At 64.9% G+C, this 16,929-nt stretch carries 15 protein-coding genes; 2 read left to right on the top strand and 13 right to left on the bottom strand.

All coding sequences use genetic code 11. The features are described 5' to 3' along the window. Window positions 1-232: 232 nt before the first annotated feature. The 11 genes from ycaC to pedF all read right to left on the bottom strand — a co-directional run bounded on the left by ycaC (window position 233) and on the right by pedF (window position 11,872). Window positions 233-853, bottom strand: coding sequence for an isochorismate family cysteine hydrolase YcaC (ycaC, locus tag CAG44_RS21870; protein WP_046613875.1), 621 nt, complete (start codon window positions 851-853; stop codon window positions 233-235). 302 nt (window positions 854-1,155) lie between these two features. Continuing rightward, window positions 1,156-2,883, bottom strand: a complete 1,728-nt coding sequence (locus CAG44_RS21865; protein WP_085588095.1) for a NahK/ErcS family hybrid sensor histidine kinase/response regulator — start codon at window positions 2,881-2,883, stop codon at window positions 1,156-1,158. Then, window positions 2,867-4,030 carry an alcohol dehydrogenase-like regulatory protein ErcA gene (gene ercA / locus CAG44_RS21860; protein WP_025339550.1) on the bottom strand — a complete coding sequence of 388 codons (1,164 nt, stop codon included), beginning with the start codon at window positions 4,028-4,030 and terminating at the stop codon, window positions 2,867-2,869. Before ercA ends, CAG44_RS21865 begins: the two co-directional genes overlap by 17 nt. A gap of 89 nt (window positions 4,031-4,119) precedes the next feature. Next, window positions 4,120-4,392 carry a pyrroloquinoline quinone biosynthesis peptide chaperone PqqD gene (gene pqqD / locus CAG44_RS21855; RefSeq protein WP_025339551.1) on the bottom strand — a complete coding sequence of 91 codons (273 nt, stop codon included), beginning with the start codon at window positions 4,390-4,392 and terminating at the stop codon, window positions 4,120-4,122. A 52-nt stretch (window positions 4,393-4,444) separates the two neighbouring features. Continuing rightward, entirely contained in the window at window positions 4,445-4,516 is a 72-nt protein-coding gene (gene pqqA / locus CAG44_RS21850; RefSeq protein WP_003253598.1) for a pyrroloquinoline quinone precursor peptide PqqA, read from the bottom strand. Window positions 4,517-4,857: 341 nt separating this feature from the next. Next, window positions 4,858-6,378, bottom strand: coding sequence for an aldehyde dehydrogenase family protein (locus tag CAG44_RS21845; RefSeq protein WP_025339552.1), 1,521 nt, complete (start codon window positions 6,376-6,378; stop codon window positions 4,858-4,860). A 162-nt stretch (window positions 6,379-6,540) separates the two neighbouring features. Next, the gene (pedH, locus tag CAG44_RS21840) at window positions 6,541-8,325 is read right to left on the bottom strand and encodes a PQQ-dependent alcohol dehydrogenase PedH (protein WP_025339553.1); all 1,785 of its coding nucleotides are present in this window, start codon (window positions 8,323-8,325) and stop codon (window positions 6,541-6,543) included. 279 nt (window positions 8,326-8,604) lie between these two features. Then, window positions 8,605-9,543, bottom strand: coding sequence for a quinoprotein relay system zinc metallohydrolase 1 (locus CAG44_RS21835; protein WP_085692975.1), 939 nt, complete (start codon window positions 9,541-9,543; stop codon window positions 8,605-8,607). 40 nt (window positions 9,544-9,583) lie between these two features. Beyond that, window positions 9,584-10,351, bottom strand: coding sequence for a quinoprotein dehydrogenase-associated SoxYZ-like carrier (locus CAG44_RS21830; RefSeq protein ID WP_085692974.1), 768 nt, complete (start codon window positions 10,349-10,351; stop codon window positions 9,584-9,586). A 178-nt stretch (window positions 10,352-10,529) separates the two neighbouring features. Beyond that, window positions 10,530-11,405, bottom strand: coding sequence for an ABC transporter substrate-binding protein (locus tag CAG44_RS21820; RefSeq protein ID WP_085692973.1), 876 nt, complete (start codon window positions 11,403-11,405; stop codon window positions 10,530-10,532). Window positions 11,406-11,410: 5 nt separating this feature from the next. After that, window positions 11,411-11,872, bottom strand: coding sequence for a cytochrome c-550 PedF (pedF, locus tag CAG44_RS21815; RefSeq protein WP_085692972.1), 462 nt, complete (start codon window positions 11,870-11,872; stop codon window positions 11,411-11,413). Between the two features lie 254 nt (window positions 11,873-12,126). Between pedF and exaA the strand changes: the two genes are divergently transcribed. Next, entirely contained in the window at window positions 12,127-14,022 is a 1,896-nt protein-coding gene (exaA, locus tag CAG44_RS21810) for a quinoprotein ethanol dehydrogenase (RefSeq protein ID WP_085692971.1), read from the top strand. 178 nt (window positions 14,023-14,200) lie between these two features. Then, window positions 14,201-14,860, top strand: a complete 660-nt coding sequence (locus CAG44_RS21805) for a pentapeptide repeat-containing protein (protein ID WP_085692970.1) — start codon at window positions 14,201-14,203, stop codon at window positions 14,858-14,860. 142 nt (window positions 14,861-15,002) lie between these two features. Here the strand turns inward: CAG44_RS21805 and CAG44_RS21795 are convergent, their stop codons facing one another. Continuing rightward, window positions 15,003-15,641, bottom strand: coding sequence for a response regulator transcription factor (locus tag CAG44_RS21795; RefSeq protein WP_075045529.1), 639 nt, complete (start codon window positions 15,639-15,641; stop codon window positions 15,003-15,005). Beyond that, entirely contained in the window at window positions 15,641-16,915 is a 1,275-nt protein-coding gene (locus CAG44_RS21790) for a histidine kinase (RefSeq protein WP_085692968.1), read from the bottom strand. The genes CAG44_RS21795 and CAG44_RS21790 overlap by 1 nt, the downstream gene beginning before the upstream one ends. Window positions 16,916-16,929 lie beyond the last annotated feature (14 nt).

Genomic DNA, 16,929 nt, shown 5'->3' with positions numbered 1-16,929 from the left:
CATGGCATTCCGGGCCGGGTTGATTCATGAGCTGGAGGCGTCTCTACGCATCCGCGAGCACACTCACATTACCGTTCAAGTGCGCGAGTCGAGCAACCGTAAGACATATAAGCAGATTAACTGACGACAGGTTGGGTACCGCCCTGCTCGAGGCGCAGGCACCGGCGGCACAAAACTGACGTGTGACACAAGCGATCGGGGAGCCATGCACGCGCATGGCGCCCCGGCCGGATTACTTCGAAAGCTTGCTGAAGCTGGTCATCAGGTTACGGTAGTCCGGGATGTGGTTGGAGAACAACGTGCCCAGGCCTTCGATGTCGTTGCGCCAGTCGCGGTGCAGCTCGCAGGCCACGCCGAACCAGGTCATCAGCTGCGCGCCGGCGGCTTCCATCCGGCGCCAGGCCGAATCACGGGTCAGTTCGTTGAAGGTGCCGGAGGCATCGGTGACCACGAACACATCGAAGCCTTCTTCCAGGGCCGACAGTGCCGGGAAGGCCACGCAAACCTCGGTCACCACACCGGCGATGATCAGCTGTTTCTTGCCGGTGGCCTTGACCGCCTTGACGAAGTCTTCGTTGTCCCAGGCATTGATGTTGCCCGGGCGCGCGATGTACGGCGCGTCAGGGAACTGCTCCTTGAGTTCGGGCACCAGCGGGCCATTTGGGCCGTTCTCGAAGCTGGTGGTGAGGATGGTCGGCAACTTGAAGTACTTGGCCAGGTCCGACAGGGCCAGCACATTGTTCTTGAAACGGTCAGGTTCGATATCCCTTACCAAAGAGAGCAAACCCGTCTGGTGATCCACCAGCAGTACGGCGGCGTTATTCTTGTCCAGTCGCTTGTATTGAAAGGCCATGATGTTTTCCTTACTCGGGTTGGATGCGTTTGGTATGACTTCGCCCAAACAATGGCGCCCCGGTAAGATAACCAGCCAGGCAGAGCCGTGACAGGCTGACATCCGCAACACAGAGTCCCATTTCAGGAACAGCCACCTGGCACTGCGCGCCCCCTGTAGGAGCGGCCTTGTGTCGCGATAGGGCTGCGAAGCAGCCCCAGGATTTCAGCGCAAATGCATAAATTGCCGGGGCTGCTTCGCAGCCCTATCGCGACACAAGGCCGCTCCTACAAGGGGCCGCGCAAGGCCATGGGGTTGAGGCTTCAGCCCAGCAACTGGCTCAACACCGCACGCAACTTCCCCGGTTTGACAGGCTTGTTCAGCAACGGCGCACCGAGCTTGTTCAAGGAGCGTCGGCACTGATCGCTGCGGTCGGCGGTGATGATCACCGCAGGAATGGCGACGCCGAAATGTTCACGCAAGTGCCTGACCACCTCGCAGCCGACAACACCGTGGTCCAGGTGAAAGTCCGCCAGGATCAATTCCGGTGCCCGCCCCTGCAAGGCCAGCAAGGCACCAGCCTGGTCGGTCGCGGTAACCACTTCGCAGCCCCACTGCCCGAGCAGCGCGCCCATGCTCTCGAGAATGCTCACTTCGTTGTCCAGTACCAGCAGGCGGCGGCCCGGCAACGGGTTGCCGGCGCCCGGCTGCGGCGCGGCCTGGTGGATAGGCAGCGGCATGGCTTCGCCGATCGGCACGTCGATGCTGAACATCGAGCCACGCCCCGGCCACGAACGCACCTCGATGCGGTAGCCGAGAATCTTGGCGATCCGCTCGACGATCGCCAACCCCAGGCCCACGCCCTTGCGGTCGGCGGCGCGGCCTACGTCCAGTTGGTTGAACTCGAGGAAAATGGCCTGCAGCCGATCCGCCGCGATGCCCCGCCCGGTATCCCACACCTCCAGGCGCAAGTGATCGCCGCGGCGTCTGGCCCCCAGCAGGATCCTGCCCTCGTCGGTATAACGGCAGGCGTTGCTGAGAAAGTTGCGCAGGATACGCGTCATCAGCCGCAGGTCGGTACTGATGGCGTAGTCGCCAATGCGCGCGCGCAGCTTCAGGCCTGCCGCATCGGCCACCGTGCGGAACTCCGAGACCAGTGGCCCGAACAGTTCGTCGAGGCGGTACAGCGCCACGTCCGGCTTGACCGCCGCCTGGTCGAGCCGGGAAATGTCCAGCAGGTCGGTCAGCAGGTCTTCGGCGCCCTCCAGGGCCTGGTGGGTACGCTCCACCAGCACCTTTTCCGCGTCTGGCAATGGCCTTTCGCGCAAGGTCGAGATCAGCAGCCGCGCAGCATTCAGCGGTTGCAGCAGGTCATGGCTGGCGGCAGCGAGGTACTTGTCCTTGCTGCGGTTGGCGGTTTCCGCGGCGTCGCGGGCATCGCGCAGGGCGCGGGCAATCTGTTTGCGCTCGGCGATCTGCTGTTGCAGGTTGCGGTTGGCCTCAAGCAGTTCATCGGTGCGGGCGGCCACCCGTTGCTCGAGTTCGTCATTCAGTTGCTGCAGGCGCTGCTGGGCCAGCTTGCGTTCGGTGATGTCGGCGACAAACCCTTCCACCAGCCCTTCCTGGCCGGGTTTGAGCAACAGGTTCATCAGCACATCGAGGTGGCTGCCATCCTTGCGCCGCAAGCGGGTTTCATAGCCGTGCAGGCTGCGTTCACGGGCGAGGGTGGCGGTGATGGCGTGCAATTCTTCGGCCCCGCCGACAAACAGGTTGTCGGCAAGGTCCGTCAGCGGAAACAGCAACGCTTGCGGGTTGTCGTAACCGAGCATGCGTGCCAACGCCGGGTTGGCGGCACGCATGCCGTCTTGCAGGCTGGCCTGGAAAATCCCGTGCACGGCGTTTTCGAACAGCCACTTGTATCGGTTGCGTTCGGCCTCCAGTTCGTCCAGGCGCGCCGCCAGCTCCGGGTAATGGCTCTTGCGCGCCGAGTGGTCGCCCAGCCCCAGCAGCCCGGCCAGCGCCCGTTGCTGCTCGTCAGAGGGCCTCGCCATAGACCACCTCGACATCACGCTGGCTCGACGCACGCGGGTTGGTGAGGATGCACGGGTCATCCATCGCATGTTGCGACAGGAACGGGATATCGGCCGTGCGCACCCCGTGCAGGCCCAGGGTTTCGTGGAAGCCGATGGCATGCTTCAGGGCGATCAGGTGCTCCACCAGACGCGCGCAGATCTGCCGGTGGTTGAGGCCGCGGCAGTCGATACCCAGCACTTCGGCAATCACCTTGAAACGCTCCGGTGCCGAGCTGTAGTTGAACGCCACCACGTGCTCCACCAGCACCGCATTGCACAGGCCATGCGGCAGGTCGAGGAACCCGCCCAGGCTGTGCGACATGGCGTGGACCGCACCCAGGATCGCATTGGAAAACGCCAGCCCCGCCTGCATGCTGCCCAGCATGATCTTCTCGCGCAGGGCGATATCGGTGGGGTTGGCGATCATTTCCACCAGGTTGCCGTTGATCAGGCGCATGGCCTCCAGCGCATGGGGGTCGGTCAGCGGGCCGTGGCCAGTGGAAACGAAGGCTTCGATGGCATGCACCAGCGCATCGATACCAGTGCAGGCCGACAGGAACGGGTCCATGCTCAGGGTGGTTTGCGGGTCGATCAGCGACACGTCCGGCACCACCGCCTTGCTGACGATGGAGAACTTCATGCGCTCCTGCTGGTTGGAAATGATCACGAACTGCGACACGTCCGCCGAAGTGCCGGCCGTGGTCGGGATCAGGATCAGCGGCGGGCTGGGCACGCGGATCATGTCCACGCCTTCGAATTCGAGGATGCTGCGCCCGTGGGCGACCACGATGCCGATGGCCTTGCCGCAATCCATCGGGCTGCCGCCACCGACCGCGACGATCACATCACAGTGGTTTTGCCGGTAGATCTCGGCGCCAAGCATCACCTCTTCCACACGCGGGTTGGGCGATACGGCGCTGTACAGGCAGTAGTCGATGCCCTGGGCCTGCAGGCTGGCCTCCACGTCCGCCACCCAACCGGCGGCAATCACACCGGGGTCGCTGACCACCAGCACCTTGCGCGCACCGAAGGTCTTGGCGTAATTGGCGACATTGTGCCGGCAGCCGGCACCAAAGATGATCTCGGGCGAAACGAACTTGCGAAGCGGGCTGAAACTCTGGCTCATCGGGAAGCCTGTTCTTATTGTTCTGGAAGGTAACCGCCAGCGTAAAGCATCCCGTAGCGAAAGCAACCAGACCAAAGCGTGACCATGGCTCATTCGATCCAGTACTTGGCACGGGCCACCTCCAGGAACGCCAGGATGTCCTCGTCGAGCCCCGGCACACCAGGGAAGCGCTGTGCCAGGCGGTCGATGACAGCCGCCACGCTGCGCTGGCCGTCCAGCAACTCGAGCACCCAGCCGGCACTGGCATTGAGCTCGATGATGCCCTCGGGGTACAGCAGCACATGGCACGCCTGGCGCGGCTCCCAGCGCAGGCGAAAGCCCTTGCGCAAGGCCAGGGCTTGTTCGCGATCGATCAGGTTCACAACAGGCTTGCTCAGTGAAGAACCGGCCATCGCGGTGATGGCCGGACAGGCATCAACGATTGGCGAAGTACATCGTCACTTCGAAGCCGATGCGCAGGTCGGTAAAGGCGGGTTTAGTCCACATGGGGCATTCCTCTTCTTGGTGCCGGGCGATTCCGGTAGAGGCATTAATGCACGAGGGGCGGCGGGGCCGAATGCTACTTTGGGACAGGTTTGCGGGGTGCGTTGGTAGGGGTAACACAGAGCTGCTGTGGATCTGTGCATGGCAGCGCCGGCCTCTTCGCGGGCTCGCCCGCTCCCACAGGGTGGCACTGGCTTCAAAAGCAATGGTGAGCCTGCCCTGGCCTCATCGCCGGCAAGCCAGCTCCCACAGGTACTGCATGGGCCTTGAACCTTGTGCAGTACCTGTGGGAGCTGGCTTGCCTGCGATGGGCTGCAAAGCAGCCCCCGAGGCCATCCCAGGTTTTAGAAGAAGCCCAACGGGTTGATGTCGTAGCTCACCAGCAGGTTCTTGGTCTGCTGGTAGTGATCGAGCATCATCTTGTGCGTCTCGCGGCCCACCCCGGACTTCTTGTAGCCACCGAACGCGGCATGCGCCGGGTACAGGTGGTAGCAGTTGGTCCACACACGCCCGGCCTTGATCCCACGGCCCATGCGGTAGGCACGGTTGATGTCACGGGTCCACAGCCCCGCGCCCAGGCCAAACTCGCTGTCGTTGGCGATCGCCAGGGCTTCAGCTTCGTCCTTGAAGGTAGTCACGCCCACCACCGGGCCGAAGATCTCCTCCTGGAACACGCGCATCTTGTTGTTGCCCTTGAGCAGGGTCGGCTGGATGTAGTAACCGCTGGCCAGGTCGCCGTCGAGCCGTTCGGCAGCGCCACCGGTGAGCAGCTGCGCGCCCTCCTCCCGGGCAACCTGCAGGTAGGAAAGGATCTTGTCGTATTGCTGCTCCGATGCCTGGGCACCGACCATGGTCGCGGTGTCCAGCGGGTTGCCACGGGTAATCCTGGCGATCTTCTTCATCACCTCGGCCATGAACGGCTCGTAGATCGACTCCTGAATCAGCGCCCGCGACGGGCAGGTGCACACCTCGCCTTGGTTGAAGAACGCCAGCACCAGGCCTTCGGCTGCCTTTTCGATGAACGCGGGCTCGGCCTGCATGATGTCTTCGAAGAAGATGTTCGGCGACTTGCCGCCCAGTTCGACGGTGGACGGGATGATGTTCTCGGCGGCGCATTTCATGATGTGCGAGCCGACCGGGGTGGAACCGGTGAAGGCGATCTTGGCGATGCGCTTGCTGGTGGCCAGGGCTTCGCCGGCTTCGCGGCCAAAGCCTTGGACGATGTTCAGCACGCCTGCCGGCAGCAGGTCGGCGATCAGCTCGGCGAAAATGGTGATCGACAGTGGCGTCTGTTCCGCCGGCTTGAGCACCACGCAGTTGCCGGCGGCCAGGGCCGGGGCGAGCTTCCAGGCGGCCATCAGCAGCGGGAAGTTCCACGGGATGATCTGCCCGACCACGCCCAGCGGCTCATGGATATGGTAGGCCACGGTGCCTTCGTTGATCTCGGCGGCGCCGCCTTCCTGGGCACGGATGCAGCCGGCGAAGTAGCGGAAGTGGTCCGCCGCCAGCGGCACGTCGGCGTTGAGGGTTTCGCGCACGGCCTTGCCGTTGTCCCAGCTTTCGGTAACGGCCAGTACTTCGAGGTTCTGTTCGATGCGGTCGGCAATCTTCAGCAGCACCAGGGCGCGGTCCTGCACCGAGGTCTTGCCCCAGGCCTCGGCAGCGGCATGCGCGGCGTCCAGGGCCTGCTCGATGTCCTGGGCGCCGGAGCGCGGGAACTCGGCAATCGGCTGACCGTTGACCGGCGAGCTGTTGGTGAAGTACTGGCCGCCCAGCGGCGGCACGAATTCACCGTTGATAAAGTTGCCGTAGCGTGGCTTGAAGGACACGATGGCGCCTGGGGTTCCGGGTTGTGCGTAGATCATGCTGAGCCTCTGCGGGTCGATGCCTGTCCGGCGACAGGCGATGGGCCGATGGTAAAAAGCCCCGCCTGCCGGGCGAATGCATCGTTGGCAGCGGGGCTCTCGTCATTTGGTAGTAGGGCCGCTTGCCGCAGGGCCTCCTGCAGCAAGCGGCAGGTTATCGGCTTAGCGACTGGCGCTTGCCGTTTGCAGCTGCTTGGGCAGCTTGAAGGTCCAGAGCATGCCGCCCTGGTTGAAGTCCTTGACCCGCTTGGCCACTTCGCCGCCCCACAGCGGCACCGCGCCGCCCCAGCCGGAAACCACCGAAACGTACTGTTCGCCGTCCATTTCCCAGGTCACTGGCGAGCCAAGCACGCCGGAGCCGGTCTGGAACTCCCAGACCTTGTCGCCGGTCTTGGCGTTGAACGCCTGCAGGAAGCCTTCCGGCGTGCCGGTGAACACCAGGTTGCCCTTGGTGGTCAGCACCCCACCCCACAGCGGCGCGAAGTTCTTGTGGCGCCACACTTCCTTGCCGCTGACCGGGTCGATGGCGCGCAGCACGCCGATGTAGTCTTCGTTGAGCGGCTTGATGGTAAAGCCGGCGCCAAGGAACGCCGCGCCCTTCTTGTAGGCGATGCCTTCGTTCCAGATGTCCATGCCCCACTCGTTGGACGGCACGTAGAACAGCCCGGTGTCCTTGTTGTAGGCCATCGGCATCCAGTTCTTGGCACCGAGGAACGCCGGCGCCACGAACACCGAGCTGCCCTTGGCCTCGCTACCCGGCGCCCCCGGCCGGCTGGCCTCGTTGTAGATCGGCCGGCCGTCCTTGTCCAGGCCGGTGGCCCAGGTGATCTTGTCGACGAAGGGGAAGCCGCGGATGAACTTGCCGTTGGTGCGGTCCAGCACGTAGAAGAAGCCGTTGCGGTCAGCGGTGGCGGCGGCCTTGACCTCTTTGCCACCGTCCTTGTAGTTGAACGAGATCAGCTCGTTGACGCCGTCGAAGTCCCAGCCGTCATGCGGCGTGCTCTGGAAGTGCCACTTGATGGTGCCATCGTCGGGGTTCAGGGCCAGGCGCGACGAGGAATACAGGTTGTCGCCCGGGCGCAGGTGCGAGTTCCACGGTGCCGGGTTGCCGGTGCCGAACAGGATCAGGTTGGTTTCCGGGTCGTAGTAGCCGCCCAGCCATGGCGCCGCACCGCCGGTCTTCCACAGGTCGCCGGGCCAGGTCTTGCCGGCCTCGCCGCCGGAAATGCCGTTCTCGATCGCCTTGCCGTCCTTGTACACGTAGCCCATGTGCCCTTCCACGGTCGGGCGCATCCACAGCAGCTCGCCGTTTTCCGGGTTGTAGGCCTGGATCTTGCCCACCACGCCAAACTCGCCGCCGGCAACGCCGGTGATCAGCTTGCCGTTGACGATCATCGGCGCGGCGCTGATGGAGTAGCCTTCCTTGTGGTCGGCCACCTTCTTGCTCCATACCACCTTGCCAGTGTCCTTGTTCAGCGCCACCAGCTTGGCATCCAGGGTGCCGAAGAACACCAGGTTGCCGTACAGCGCCACGCCGCGGTTGATCACGTCGCAGCACGGGCGGATGTCATCGGGCAGGCGCGCATCGTATTGCCACAGCTTCTTGCCGGTTCGGGCGTCCACGGCGAACACCCGCGAGTAGGAGCCGGTCAGGTACATCACCCCGTCCTTGACCAGCGGCTGGGCCTGCTGGCCGCGCTGCTTCTCACCACCGAAGGAAAACGCCCAGACCGGCCGCAGGTCCTTGACGTTGTCGGTATTGAGCAGGTTCAGCGGGCTGTAGCGCTGGCCCTGCACGCCCAGGCCATTGGTCACGATCTGCTGCGGGTTCTTCGGGTCCTGGAGAATTTCTTCATTGCTGACAGCGGCGTGGGCTGCACCGGCAAGCAGCATGGCGCTGAGCACCAGGCTCAAGGCGAACACGGGACGACGTGTGGATCGGGTCATGACGGCTACCTTTGGTTTTTTTGTTGTATCCGGGAAAACTTCCCGGTGTGTCGGGAATTCTTGGTCCCGACCTGCTTGCCAACAATTGCCCGCAGTGCGGAGTTTTCTAGTTCCTTGGTATCAGTGAACCTACGCGGTCCCCCCCTGTGGGAGCGGCCTTGTGTCGCGAAAGGGCTGCAAGGCAGCCCCGGCGATTTCAGCCATCGGCACAAATTCTGGGGCCGCTTCGCGCCCCTTTGGCGACACAAGGCCGCTCCCACAGGGGGCCGCGTTACACCCTCAGATCGGGGGCTTGGCGTCGACGCGCCGCAGCTGCTGGCGTTCGTAGCGGGGGTACAGGTGGCTGACACTGCGAATCAGCTCGTAACGGGTCAGGCTGATACCGGCAAACCGCTCGGGTATCGGGCTGCGAATCATCTCGGCCATGTCATCGCCACGCGCTGCGCCATCACGCATCAGCCCATCCAGCCAGCCCAGGTAGTCGCGCATCTGGGCAAACGGCCGGGCATCGCTGGCCAGCGGGCCGTGACCGGGTACCAGCTGCTTCCAGGGCAGAGCTTGCAAGGTGTCCAGGTCCTTCAGCCACACCTCCAGCCCCGGGCTGTTGGGCGTGGTCAGCGCGCGCTCGTGGAACACCAGGTCGCCGGCGAACAGCACACCGGTGCTTTCATCCAGAATCGCCAGGTCGGCACCGGTATGCCCGCCCAGCGCCAGCAGCCGCAGGCGGTGCCCACCCACCTCATGAATACCCGGCTCCAGCACCCGGGTCGGCAGCACCACCTCGGTACCGCGCATCCAGTCGCCGACCAGGCGGTACATGTTTTCGGCCATGGCCTCGCCCTGCTGGCGCAACAGCTCGCCGGTACCGGCCAGGGCGCCGATGGGCACATCGGCAAAGGCCTGGTTGCCCAGCACATGGTCGGGGTGATGATGGGTCAGCAGCACTTCGACCACCGGCTTGTCGGTGGTGGCGGCAATGGCCTGGCGCAATGCTTCGCCGTAGCGTTTCGACGGCCCGCTGTCGATCACCACCACCCCGCTGTCGGTAACGATGAACGCGGTGTTGACGATATTGCCGCCGTTGTCCTTGGCGAAATTGTCGGTGCTGCCCTCCAGCAGCCAGGTGCCCTCGGCGATCTGCCGGGGCTTGAGCCGATAGTCCAGGTCTGCCCAGGCCGGCAGGCCCAGGCACAGCAGCAACAGCAGAATGCAACGCATGACAGGCGCCTCTGGTCAGGGATGGAGTCGGGCAACGCGTTCAGGGCACTGCCGCCTCGAACTGGTTGCCGCTGTTGTCCTGCAACACCAACCGGGTCGGCCCGGGGCCCTGAATGTCGAAGCCCAGGTTGGGGTTTTCGCTGACCGCCGGGTACAGTTCCAGGCTGGCCAGGCGCTGGCCGTCCGCGCCTTGCAGCTCGGCATGGTTGAGGAAGAATTCGGGAATGCCGCTGACCAGACCGTTGTCCATCGGGTGGGCCACCTGCAGGCGCAAGCGGCTGCTGTCGGCGCGCGGGTAGCGCCCGCCCAGGACTTCACCGAGGTGTTCCTCCCAGCCGGGCTGAGTGCGTACCACACTGGGCGCGGTACAACCGCCGCCAGCGGCATCGATCAGGGCCGAGCCGACATGCCACAGGCCGTCGCGCGTCAGCACCGCAGCGCGCAGCGGTGTGGCCTGCTCGATGCGGATGCGGATCGACAACCAGGGCAGCACGCGCTCGCCGGGCTGGAAGTCGACAATGCGCGGCAGCGGGTTGAGTTCGGCCCAGGCGAGAATCCGCACCACCTCGCCGCTGAACGCCCGGGCGTCGATCTCCAGCGGCACCTGGCGGGCGTCCTCGGCAAACGGCGGCGCCAGCAGCTTGACCCGGTCATCGAACACGAATGCGGCCTGGCCCAGCAACTGCTTGTGGTAGAAGTCCCACATCACCGACGGCACCGGGTCCTTGTGGTTACTCGGCTCGCTGGCCTGGGCCTGTGCGGCCCAGGGCATCCAGCAGGCCAGCAGCAAAGTTGCTCGCCAGTTCATCGCCCACTCCTTTTGATCAACGCAAACCTGGCTGACAGTGCACGGTCCTTGTGGGAGCGGGTTCACCCGCGAACACCGGCGAAGCCGGTGCCATATACCGCGTCGCATTCTTCGCGGGTGAACCCGCTCCCACAGGGGGATGTGTTGCTTTTACAAACTCACAAGCCTGCGAAGCTTGTTACTGATACATCTCCGGCACCTGGTAACGCAGGCCATAACTGGCATAAATCGCCTTCATCCGCCCATCACGAATCAGCGCCTCAAGCGCCTCCTCCAGCGCATAAGCCAGCTGCCGGTTGCTTTCATGCACCGCCATGCCGATCTCCCAGGCCTGCTTGCCAAGGTTCGGGTAGGCGTTTTCCGCCAGGGCCAGTTGCGGGTCGGCGGCCTGGTGCAGTTGCCAGTCAACCTCGCCGCGCATCGCCATCACCGCGTCCACCTGGCCGGCCTGCATGGCACCGAAGGCCTGCTGCACATTGGGGTAATGATGGGTCCTGGCGCTGAGCATGCCGTTGAACACGGAAGTCAGGTAGAACGACGGCACGCTGTCCACCTCGACCCCGATCGGGTGTTGCTGGAACACCGCGACACTGGCCACCGAGGCCAGGCGGCGGCGATCGTAGGCGACCTGCCAGCGCTCCTCCTGATAGGGGCCGAACATCACCACCTGGGCGTTTTCCAGCTCGCCCACCTCGTTGCGCCGCTGCGCGTAGGCATGGTCGTACGGCACCCGCATCATCAGGTCGGCCAGCTGCTGGTGGCGCAGCGGGCTGCCACGCCAGATGTAGTCGCGCAGATCGTCGTCGAGCTTCTCCCCAGGTGGCGCCCAGATCAGCTGCAAACGCACCCCCAACGCCGTGGCCAGGGCCTGCGCCAGTTCCACGTCGACACCGCGCGGCTGGCCGTGGTCCTCGAAGCTGTAGGGCGCAAAGTCCTTGTACACCGCCACCTTCAGTTCACCAGCGGCGATGATCGCGTCGTAGCTGCGCACCTGCGCCTGCGCCGCCGCGCAACACAGCAGCAGGCCGCTCAACAGCACCGCCAACAGACGCATGGCCGTCATTCCTCGACGTGCACGCTGTCCAGGTAGGTGCGCACCGCCCACAGGGCCTCCTGGCTCAGGTAGTCGGCCATTTTCGGCATGTACACCCGGCCGTCGCGGACCGCACCGTGGCGTACACGCTCGACGAACCATTCATCCCCCGCCTCGCCGGCATCGAGCATGCGCAAATCCGGGGCGATGCCCCCGGACTTGGCCTCCAGGCCATGGCAGGCGGCGCAGTTCTGGTTGTAGGCCGAGGCACCGATTTCCACGGCCTTGTCGTGCTCGGGAGAGCTGCGGTACGGGTTGACCGCCGCCCAGCCATCGCCGTCCAGGGTCACGCCAGCGTCCTTGATCGGGGTCAGGCCCTGGGTTTCCACGGCCTGGGGCACCACATTGCCATGTGCCCAGACCGTGCCGGTCAGCACCGCACTGGCAAGCAGCCCGGCAGCCAGCAAGACGTTGCGTTTTGTTGTCATTTTTATGCCCTCACGATTGCACGCAAGGCCTCAACCACAGAGGCCGTGTCGCCATCTTAGAAACAGCCCGCAAGCGGCCGAATGCTGCTTTGGTGGCCGCGCCTTACTCCCTTGGTAGTAGGGCTTGTGGCGAAGGGCCAAATGAGGTGCCCTGCGGGAACTATTCCCGGCAAGGGCGGGACATTTTCCGTATCCGGCGACGCCCGCCCCGTCCCACCCTGTGCAGGCCAAAACCTCCACTGGGAACTGCAACCATGACAACAAGAACGCTACCCGCCCTTTCCCCTCTGGCCCTGAGCGTGCGGGCCTTGCTGCTGGCCGGTAGCCTGGCCCTGAGCAACGCGGCCATAGCCGCCACCGCCCCAGCCGCACCTGCCGGCAAGAACGTGACCTGGGAAGACATCGCCAACGACCACCTGACCACCCAGGACGTGCTGCAGTACGGCATGGGCACCAACGCCCAGCGCTGGAGCCCGCTGGCCCAGGTCAATGACCAGAACGTGTTCAAGCTGACCCCGGCCTGGTCCTATTCCTTCGGCGACGAAAAGCAGCGCGGCCAGGAATCCCAGGCCATCGTCAGTGACGGCGTGGTCTACGTCACCGGCTCCTATTCGCGGGTGTTCGCCCTCGATGCGAAAACCGGCAAGCGCCTGTGGACCTACAACCACCGCCTGCCGGACAACATTCGCCCCTGCTGCGATGTGGTCAACCGTGGCGCGGCGATCTACGGCGACAAGATCTACTTCGGCACCCTCGACGCGCGGGTCATCGCCCTCGACAAGCGCACCGGCAAAGTGGTGTGGAACAAGAAGTTCGGCGACCACGCCGCCGGCTACACCATGACCGGCGCCCCGGTGCTGATCAAGGACAAGACCAGCGGCAAGGTACTGCTGATCCACGGCAGCTCCGGCGATGAATTCGGCGTGGTCGGCCAACTGTTCGCCCGCGACCCGGACACCGGTGAAGAGGTGTGGATGCGGCCCTTCGTCGAGGGCCACATGGGCCGCCTGAACGGCAAGGACAGCACGCCGACCGGTGACGTCAAGGCACCGTCCTGGCCGGACGACCCCACCACCGAAACCGGCAAGGTCGAAGCCTGGAGCCACGGCGGCGGCGCACCTTGGCAAAGCGCCAGCTTCGACCCGGAGACCAATACCATCATTGTCGGCGCCGGCAACCCTGGCCCCTGGAACACCTGGGCGCGCACCTCGAAGGACGGCAACCCGCACGACTTCGACAGCCTGTATACCTCAGGGCAGGTCGGCGTCGACCCGAGCACCGGTGAAGTGAAGTGGTTCTACCAGCACACACCCAACGATGCCTGGGACTTTTCAGGCAACAACGAGCTGGTGCTGTTCGACTACAAGGACAAGGACGGCAAGCTGGTCAAGGCCACCGGCCACGCCGACCGCAACGGCTTCTTCTACGTGGTGGACCGCAGCAACGGCAAACTGCAGAACGCCTTCCCCTTCGTCGACAACATCACCTGGGCCAGCCACATCGACCTCAAGACCGGGCGCCCGGTGGAAAACCCTGGGCAGCGCCCGGCCAAGCCGCTGCCGGGAGAAACCAAGGGCAAGCCGGTGGAGGTCTCGCCACCCTTCCTTGGCGGCAAGAACTGGAACCCCATGGCCTACAGCCAGGACACCGGCCTGTTCTACATACCCGGCAACCAGTGGAAGGAGGAGTACTGGACCGAGGAAGTGAACTACAAGAAGGGCTCCGCCTACCTGGGCATGGGCTTTCGCATCAAGCGCATGTATGACGACCACGTCGGCACCCTGCGCGCCATGGACCCGAGCACCGGCAAGCTGGTGTGGGAGCACAAGGAGCAGTTGCCGCTGTGGGCCGGCGTGCTGGCGACCAAGGGCAACCTGGTGTTCACCGGCACCGGCGACGGCTTCTTCAAGGCCTTCGACGCCAAGACGGGCAAGGAGCTGTGGAAGTTCCAGACCGGCAGCGGCATCGTCTCGCCGCCGATCACCTGGGAACAGGACGGCGAGCAGTACATCGGCGTGACCGTGGGTTACGGCGGCGCGGTGCCGCTATGGGGCGGCGACATGGCCGAACTGACCAAGCCGGTGGCCCAGGGTGGTTCGTTCTGGGTGTTCAAGATCCCCAGCTGGGACAACAAGACTGCACAGCGTTGACTGCCTGAGTTGACGCATCACTGGGGCTGCGATGCAGCCCATCGCCGGCAAGCCAGCTCCCACAGGTACAGCGCAGGTCTCAAGGGTTGCGCAGTTTCTGTGGGAGCTGGCTTGCCGGCGATGGGCCGCAAAGCGGCCCCAGGGTGCACACCCGACTTCACATTAAGAGCCTTTCGCCATGAACTACCTGCCACTTGCCTTGCTGATCGTGCTGTCTCCTGCCATGGCCGAGAATGCCGACGACGCTGGCAACGATACCCCCCTGACCATCAACGGCTGCGTGATTGCCGAAGCCAGCCAGTGCCCGGGGGCCGACCTGCGGGGCGCCAACCTGGCCAACCAGGACCTGCGCAAGATGAACCTGGCCGGCGCCGACCTGCGCAATGCCGACCTGCGCCATGCCCGGCTGGACCTGGCCAACCTGGAAAAGGCCAGCCTGCAAGGCGCCAACCTGACCCGCGCCAGCCTGCAGCAGAGCAACCTGCGCCTGGCCGACCTGAGCCATGGCCGGCTCGTGGCCATTCAGGGCTGGGGCCTGTTTGCCCAGGGTGCGCAATTTGCCAAGGCCGACCTCAGCGCGGCCTACCTGCAGTTCGCCAGGTTGTCAGGGGCAAAGATGCAGCAGGCCAACCTGCGGGCGGCGGACCTGGAAATGGCCTGGCCGAGCAAGGCTGACCTGCAAGAGGCCGACCTTGGCGATGCCAACCTGCAGGAGGCCAAGTTTGGCCAGAGCAACCTGGCCCGCGCCGACTTGCGCGGGGCGCGGCAGCATTACGGGAATTTTCAGGAGGCCAACATGGAGGGGTGCAAGGGGTGCCCCGACACTTGGGACAAATGAGCGCTGCCATTTTTGCAACCACTCGGTTACCTGTGGGAGCGGGCGCGCCCGCGAAGCAGCCGACGCGGTGTCTGGCACCGGCTTCGCCGGTGTTCGCGGGCATGCCCGCTCCCACAGGGTCCGGGCCCGAACCATAAAGACCTCACCCCGCCACTCGCACCACCCCCAGATCAATCCCCAGATGCACCAGCTCGGCATGGGAACTGACCTGCAACTTGCTCTTGAGCAAGGTCAGGTGGTTGGACACGGTCTTGGCGCTGATGCACAGCTGCTCGGCAATCCCCCGCACCGGTGTGCCCTTGGCCAGCATCACGAAAATCTCCAGCTCACGCTGGGTCATGCGCTGCAAGCGCGGGTCGCTGGCATTCTGCTGTGAGGTGCAGGCCAGCTGGGTGGCCAGGGGCTGTTCGATATAGGCATGCCCGGCCAGCACCCGCTGCACCGCCTCGATCAGCACTTCGGGCGCCGAGTTCTTGGTCAGGTAGCCCGAGGCCCCGGCATCCAGAGCCTGGCGCACCAGCGGCAGTTCGTCATGCATGCTGAAGAACAGCACCCGCAATTGCGGCAGGCGCTGGCGCAGGCGCCGGGTGGTTTCCAGGCCGCTGATGCCAGGCAGGCCGAAGTCCATGATCACCAGGTTGGGCACCTGCTCCTGAACCCGGGCCAGCGCCTCTTCGCCACTGGCAGCCTCACGCACCTGTACTGTCGGCAGCACTGCCCGCAACAGGCTGGCATAGCCCTGGCGGACCACGGCGTGGTCATCGACCAACACGATATTCATCACACCTCCATGGGAATGTTCAGGTCCAGCGCCCAGCCGGCCCCCGGGCGGCTGAGGATGCGCAGTTCACCGCCCAGGCTGCGGGCGCGCTCGGCCATCGAGTGCAGGCCTACCCCGGGGCGCTGGGGCTGGCTGGCACCGCAACCGTTGTCGCGAACCAGCAGGCGCAAGCCCTTGGCGCTGCGTTGCAGGCGCACCCGCACCTGGCTGGCGCCGGCGTGCCGGGCGACGTTGGTCAATGCCTCCTGCAGCAAGCGATACAGATGCGTCCTGCTCGGCCCGGGCAGCGCCGGCAGCTGCTCGCCGACCCGCAGGCGGCAATCGATACCCTGGCTGGCCTGCCATTGGCTCACCAGCAGGCCAAAGGCTTCGGCCAGCGGCATGTGCTGCAGCGCCAGCGGGTACAGGTCGTGTACCAGGGCGCGGAAACCTTGCTGCAGGCGTTCGCAATCAAGCTCCAGGGTGCGTGTCGTCTGCGCCACCACGGCGGGCTGGTCGGCGACCATGCGCAGCAGGCAGAGCTGGGCCCGAATACCCGCCAGGTATTGCCCGAGGTCGTCGTGCAGGGTCCTCGCCAGCTGGGTGCGCTCCTGCTCCTGCACCGCCAGCAGGGCCTGGGTGAGTTGGGTATTGTCGGCCCGGGCCTGTTGCAGAGACGCGGTCATGCGGTTGAAGTGTTCGGCCAGCTGGCGCGCCTCCGGCAAGCCGGCCTCGTTCAGGCGTGCGGTCAATTGCCCACCCGAGACCTGGCGCAAGGCCTGCAGCAGCTCGTCCAGCAGGCCCATGCCCCGCCGCACCGCCCAGCGGATGGTCAACAAACTCAGCAACAACGCCAGGCCGCACAGGACCAACAGCTGCTGCAGCGAGTCACGGACTTCGTCGATTTCATCCCGCGCATCCACGGCAATCATTACCCGGCGGCCGTCACCCAGCTCCAGCAGCCGGCTGCTGTCATGGCGCTGGCCAAGCAGTTGACGGCCCAGCCAGGCATCCAGGCCGCTTTCTTGCGGCAGCCGCGCAGGTTCATCCGCCGCCAGCCAGTGCACCCGCACATGGCGCAGGCTTTGCGTCAGCCGTGGCTGCAGGCTCTGCGGGGCGCGCTCGGCGGTGTCGCCGAGGTACGCCACCACGGCTTGCGCCGACTGCAACTCCCGCTCCACATCAGCCACCGCCTGGCGCAACAGCACCCCGGCACAGGCCAGCGTCACCAGCGCGAAGCAACAGGTGACCCAGAGGTTGATACGCCACAGGGCCGACAGGTTGACAAGGCGCATGGGCAATTCTCCTC

Source organism: Pseudomonas sp. B13(2017) (assembly GCF_002113245.1).
Taxonomy (GTDB): Bacteria; Pseudomonadota; Gammaproteobacteria; order Pseudomonadales; family Pseudomonadaceae; genus Aquipseudomonas; species Aquipseudomonas putida_Z.
This window is presented reverse-complemented; position numbering and strand designations above follow the sequence as displayed.

What these genes read in the sequence shown, in the direction of transcription:
- ycaC (WP_046613875.1), bottom strand. Translation starts at nt 853, where the DNA reads ATGGCCTTTCAATACAAGCGACTGGACAAGAATAACGCCGCCGTACTG.
- CAG44_RS21865 (WP_085588095.1), bottom strand. Translation starts at nt 2,883, where the DNA reads ATGGCGAGGCCCTCTGACGAGCAGCAACGGGCGCTGGCCGGGCTGCTG.
- ercA (WP_025339550.1), bottom strand. Translation starts at nt 4,030, where the DNA reads ATGAGCCAGAGTTTCAGCCCGCTTCGCAAGTTCGTTTCGCCCGAGATC.
- CAG44_RS21845 (WP_025339552.1), bottom strand. Translation starts at nt 6,378, where the DNA reads ATGATCTACGCACAACCCGGAACCCCAGGCGCCATCGTGTCCTTCAAG.
- pedH (WP_025339553.1), bottom strand. Translation starts at nt 8,325, where the DNA reads ATGACCCGATCCACACGTCGTCCCGTGTTCGCCTTGAGCCTGGTGCTC.
- CAG44_RS21835 (WP_085692975.1), bottom strand. Translation starts at nt 9,543, where the DNA reads ATGCGTTGCATTCTGCTGTTGCTGCTGTGCCTGGGCCTGCCGGCCTGG.
- CAG44_RS21830 (WP_085692974.1), bottom strand. Translation starts at nt 10,351, where the DNA reads ATGAACTGGCGAGCAACTTTGCTGCTGGCCTGCTGGATGCCCTGGGCC.
- CAG44_RS21820 (WP_085692973.1), bottom strand. Translation starts at nt 11,405, where the DNA reads ATGCGTCTGTTGGCGGTGCTGTTGAGCGGCCTGCTGCTGTGTTGCGCG.
- pedF (WP_085692972.1), bottom strand. Translation starts at nt 11,872, where the DNA reads ATGACAACAAAACGCAACGTCTTGCTGGCTGCCGGGCTGCTTGCCAGT.
- exaA (WP_085692971.1), top strand. Translation starts at nt 12,127, where the DNA reads ATGACAACAAGAACGCTACCCGCCCTTTCCCCTCTGGCCCTGAGCGTG.
- CAG44_RS21805 (WP_085692970.1), top strand. Translation starts at nt 14,201, where the DNA reads ATGAACTACCTGCCACTTGCCTTGCTGATCGTGCTGTCTCCTGCCATG.
- CAG44_RS21795 (WP_075045529.1), bottom strand. Translation starts at nt 15,641, where the DNA reads ATGAATATCGTGTTGGTCGATGACCACGCCGTGGTCCGCCAGGGCTAT.
- CAG44_RS21790 (WP_085692968.1), bottom strand. Translation starts at nt 16,915, where the DNA reads ATGCGCCTTGTCAACCTGTCGGCCCTGTGGCGTATCAACCTCTGGGTC.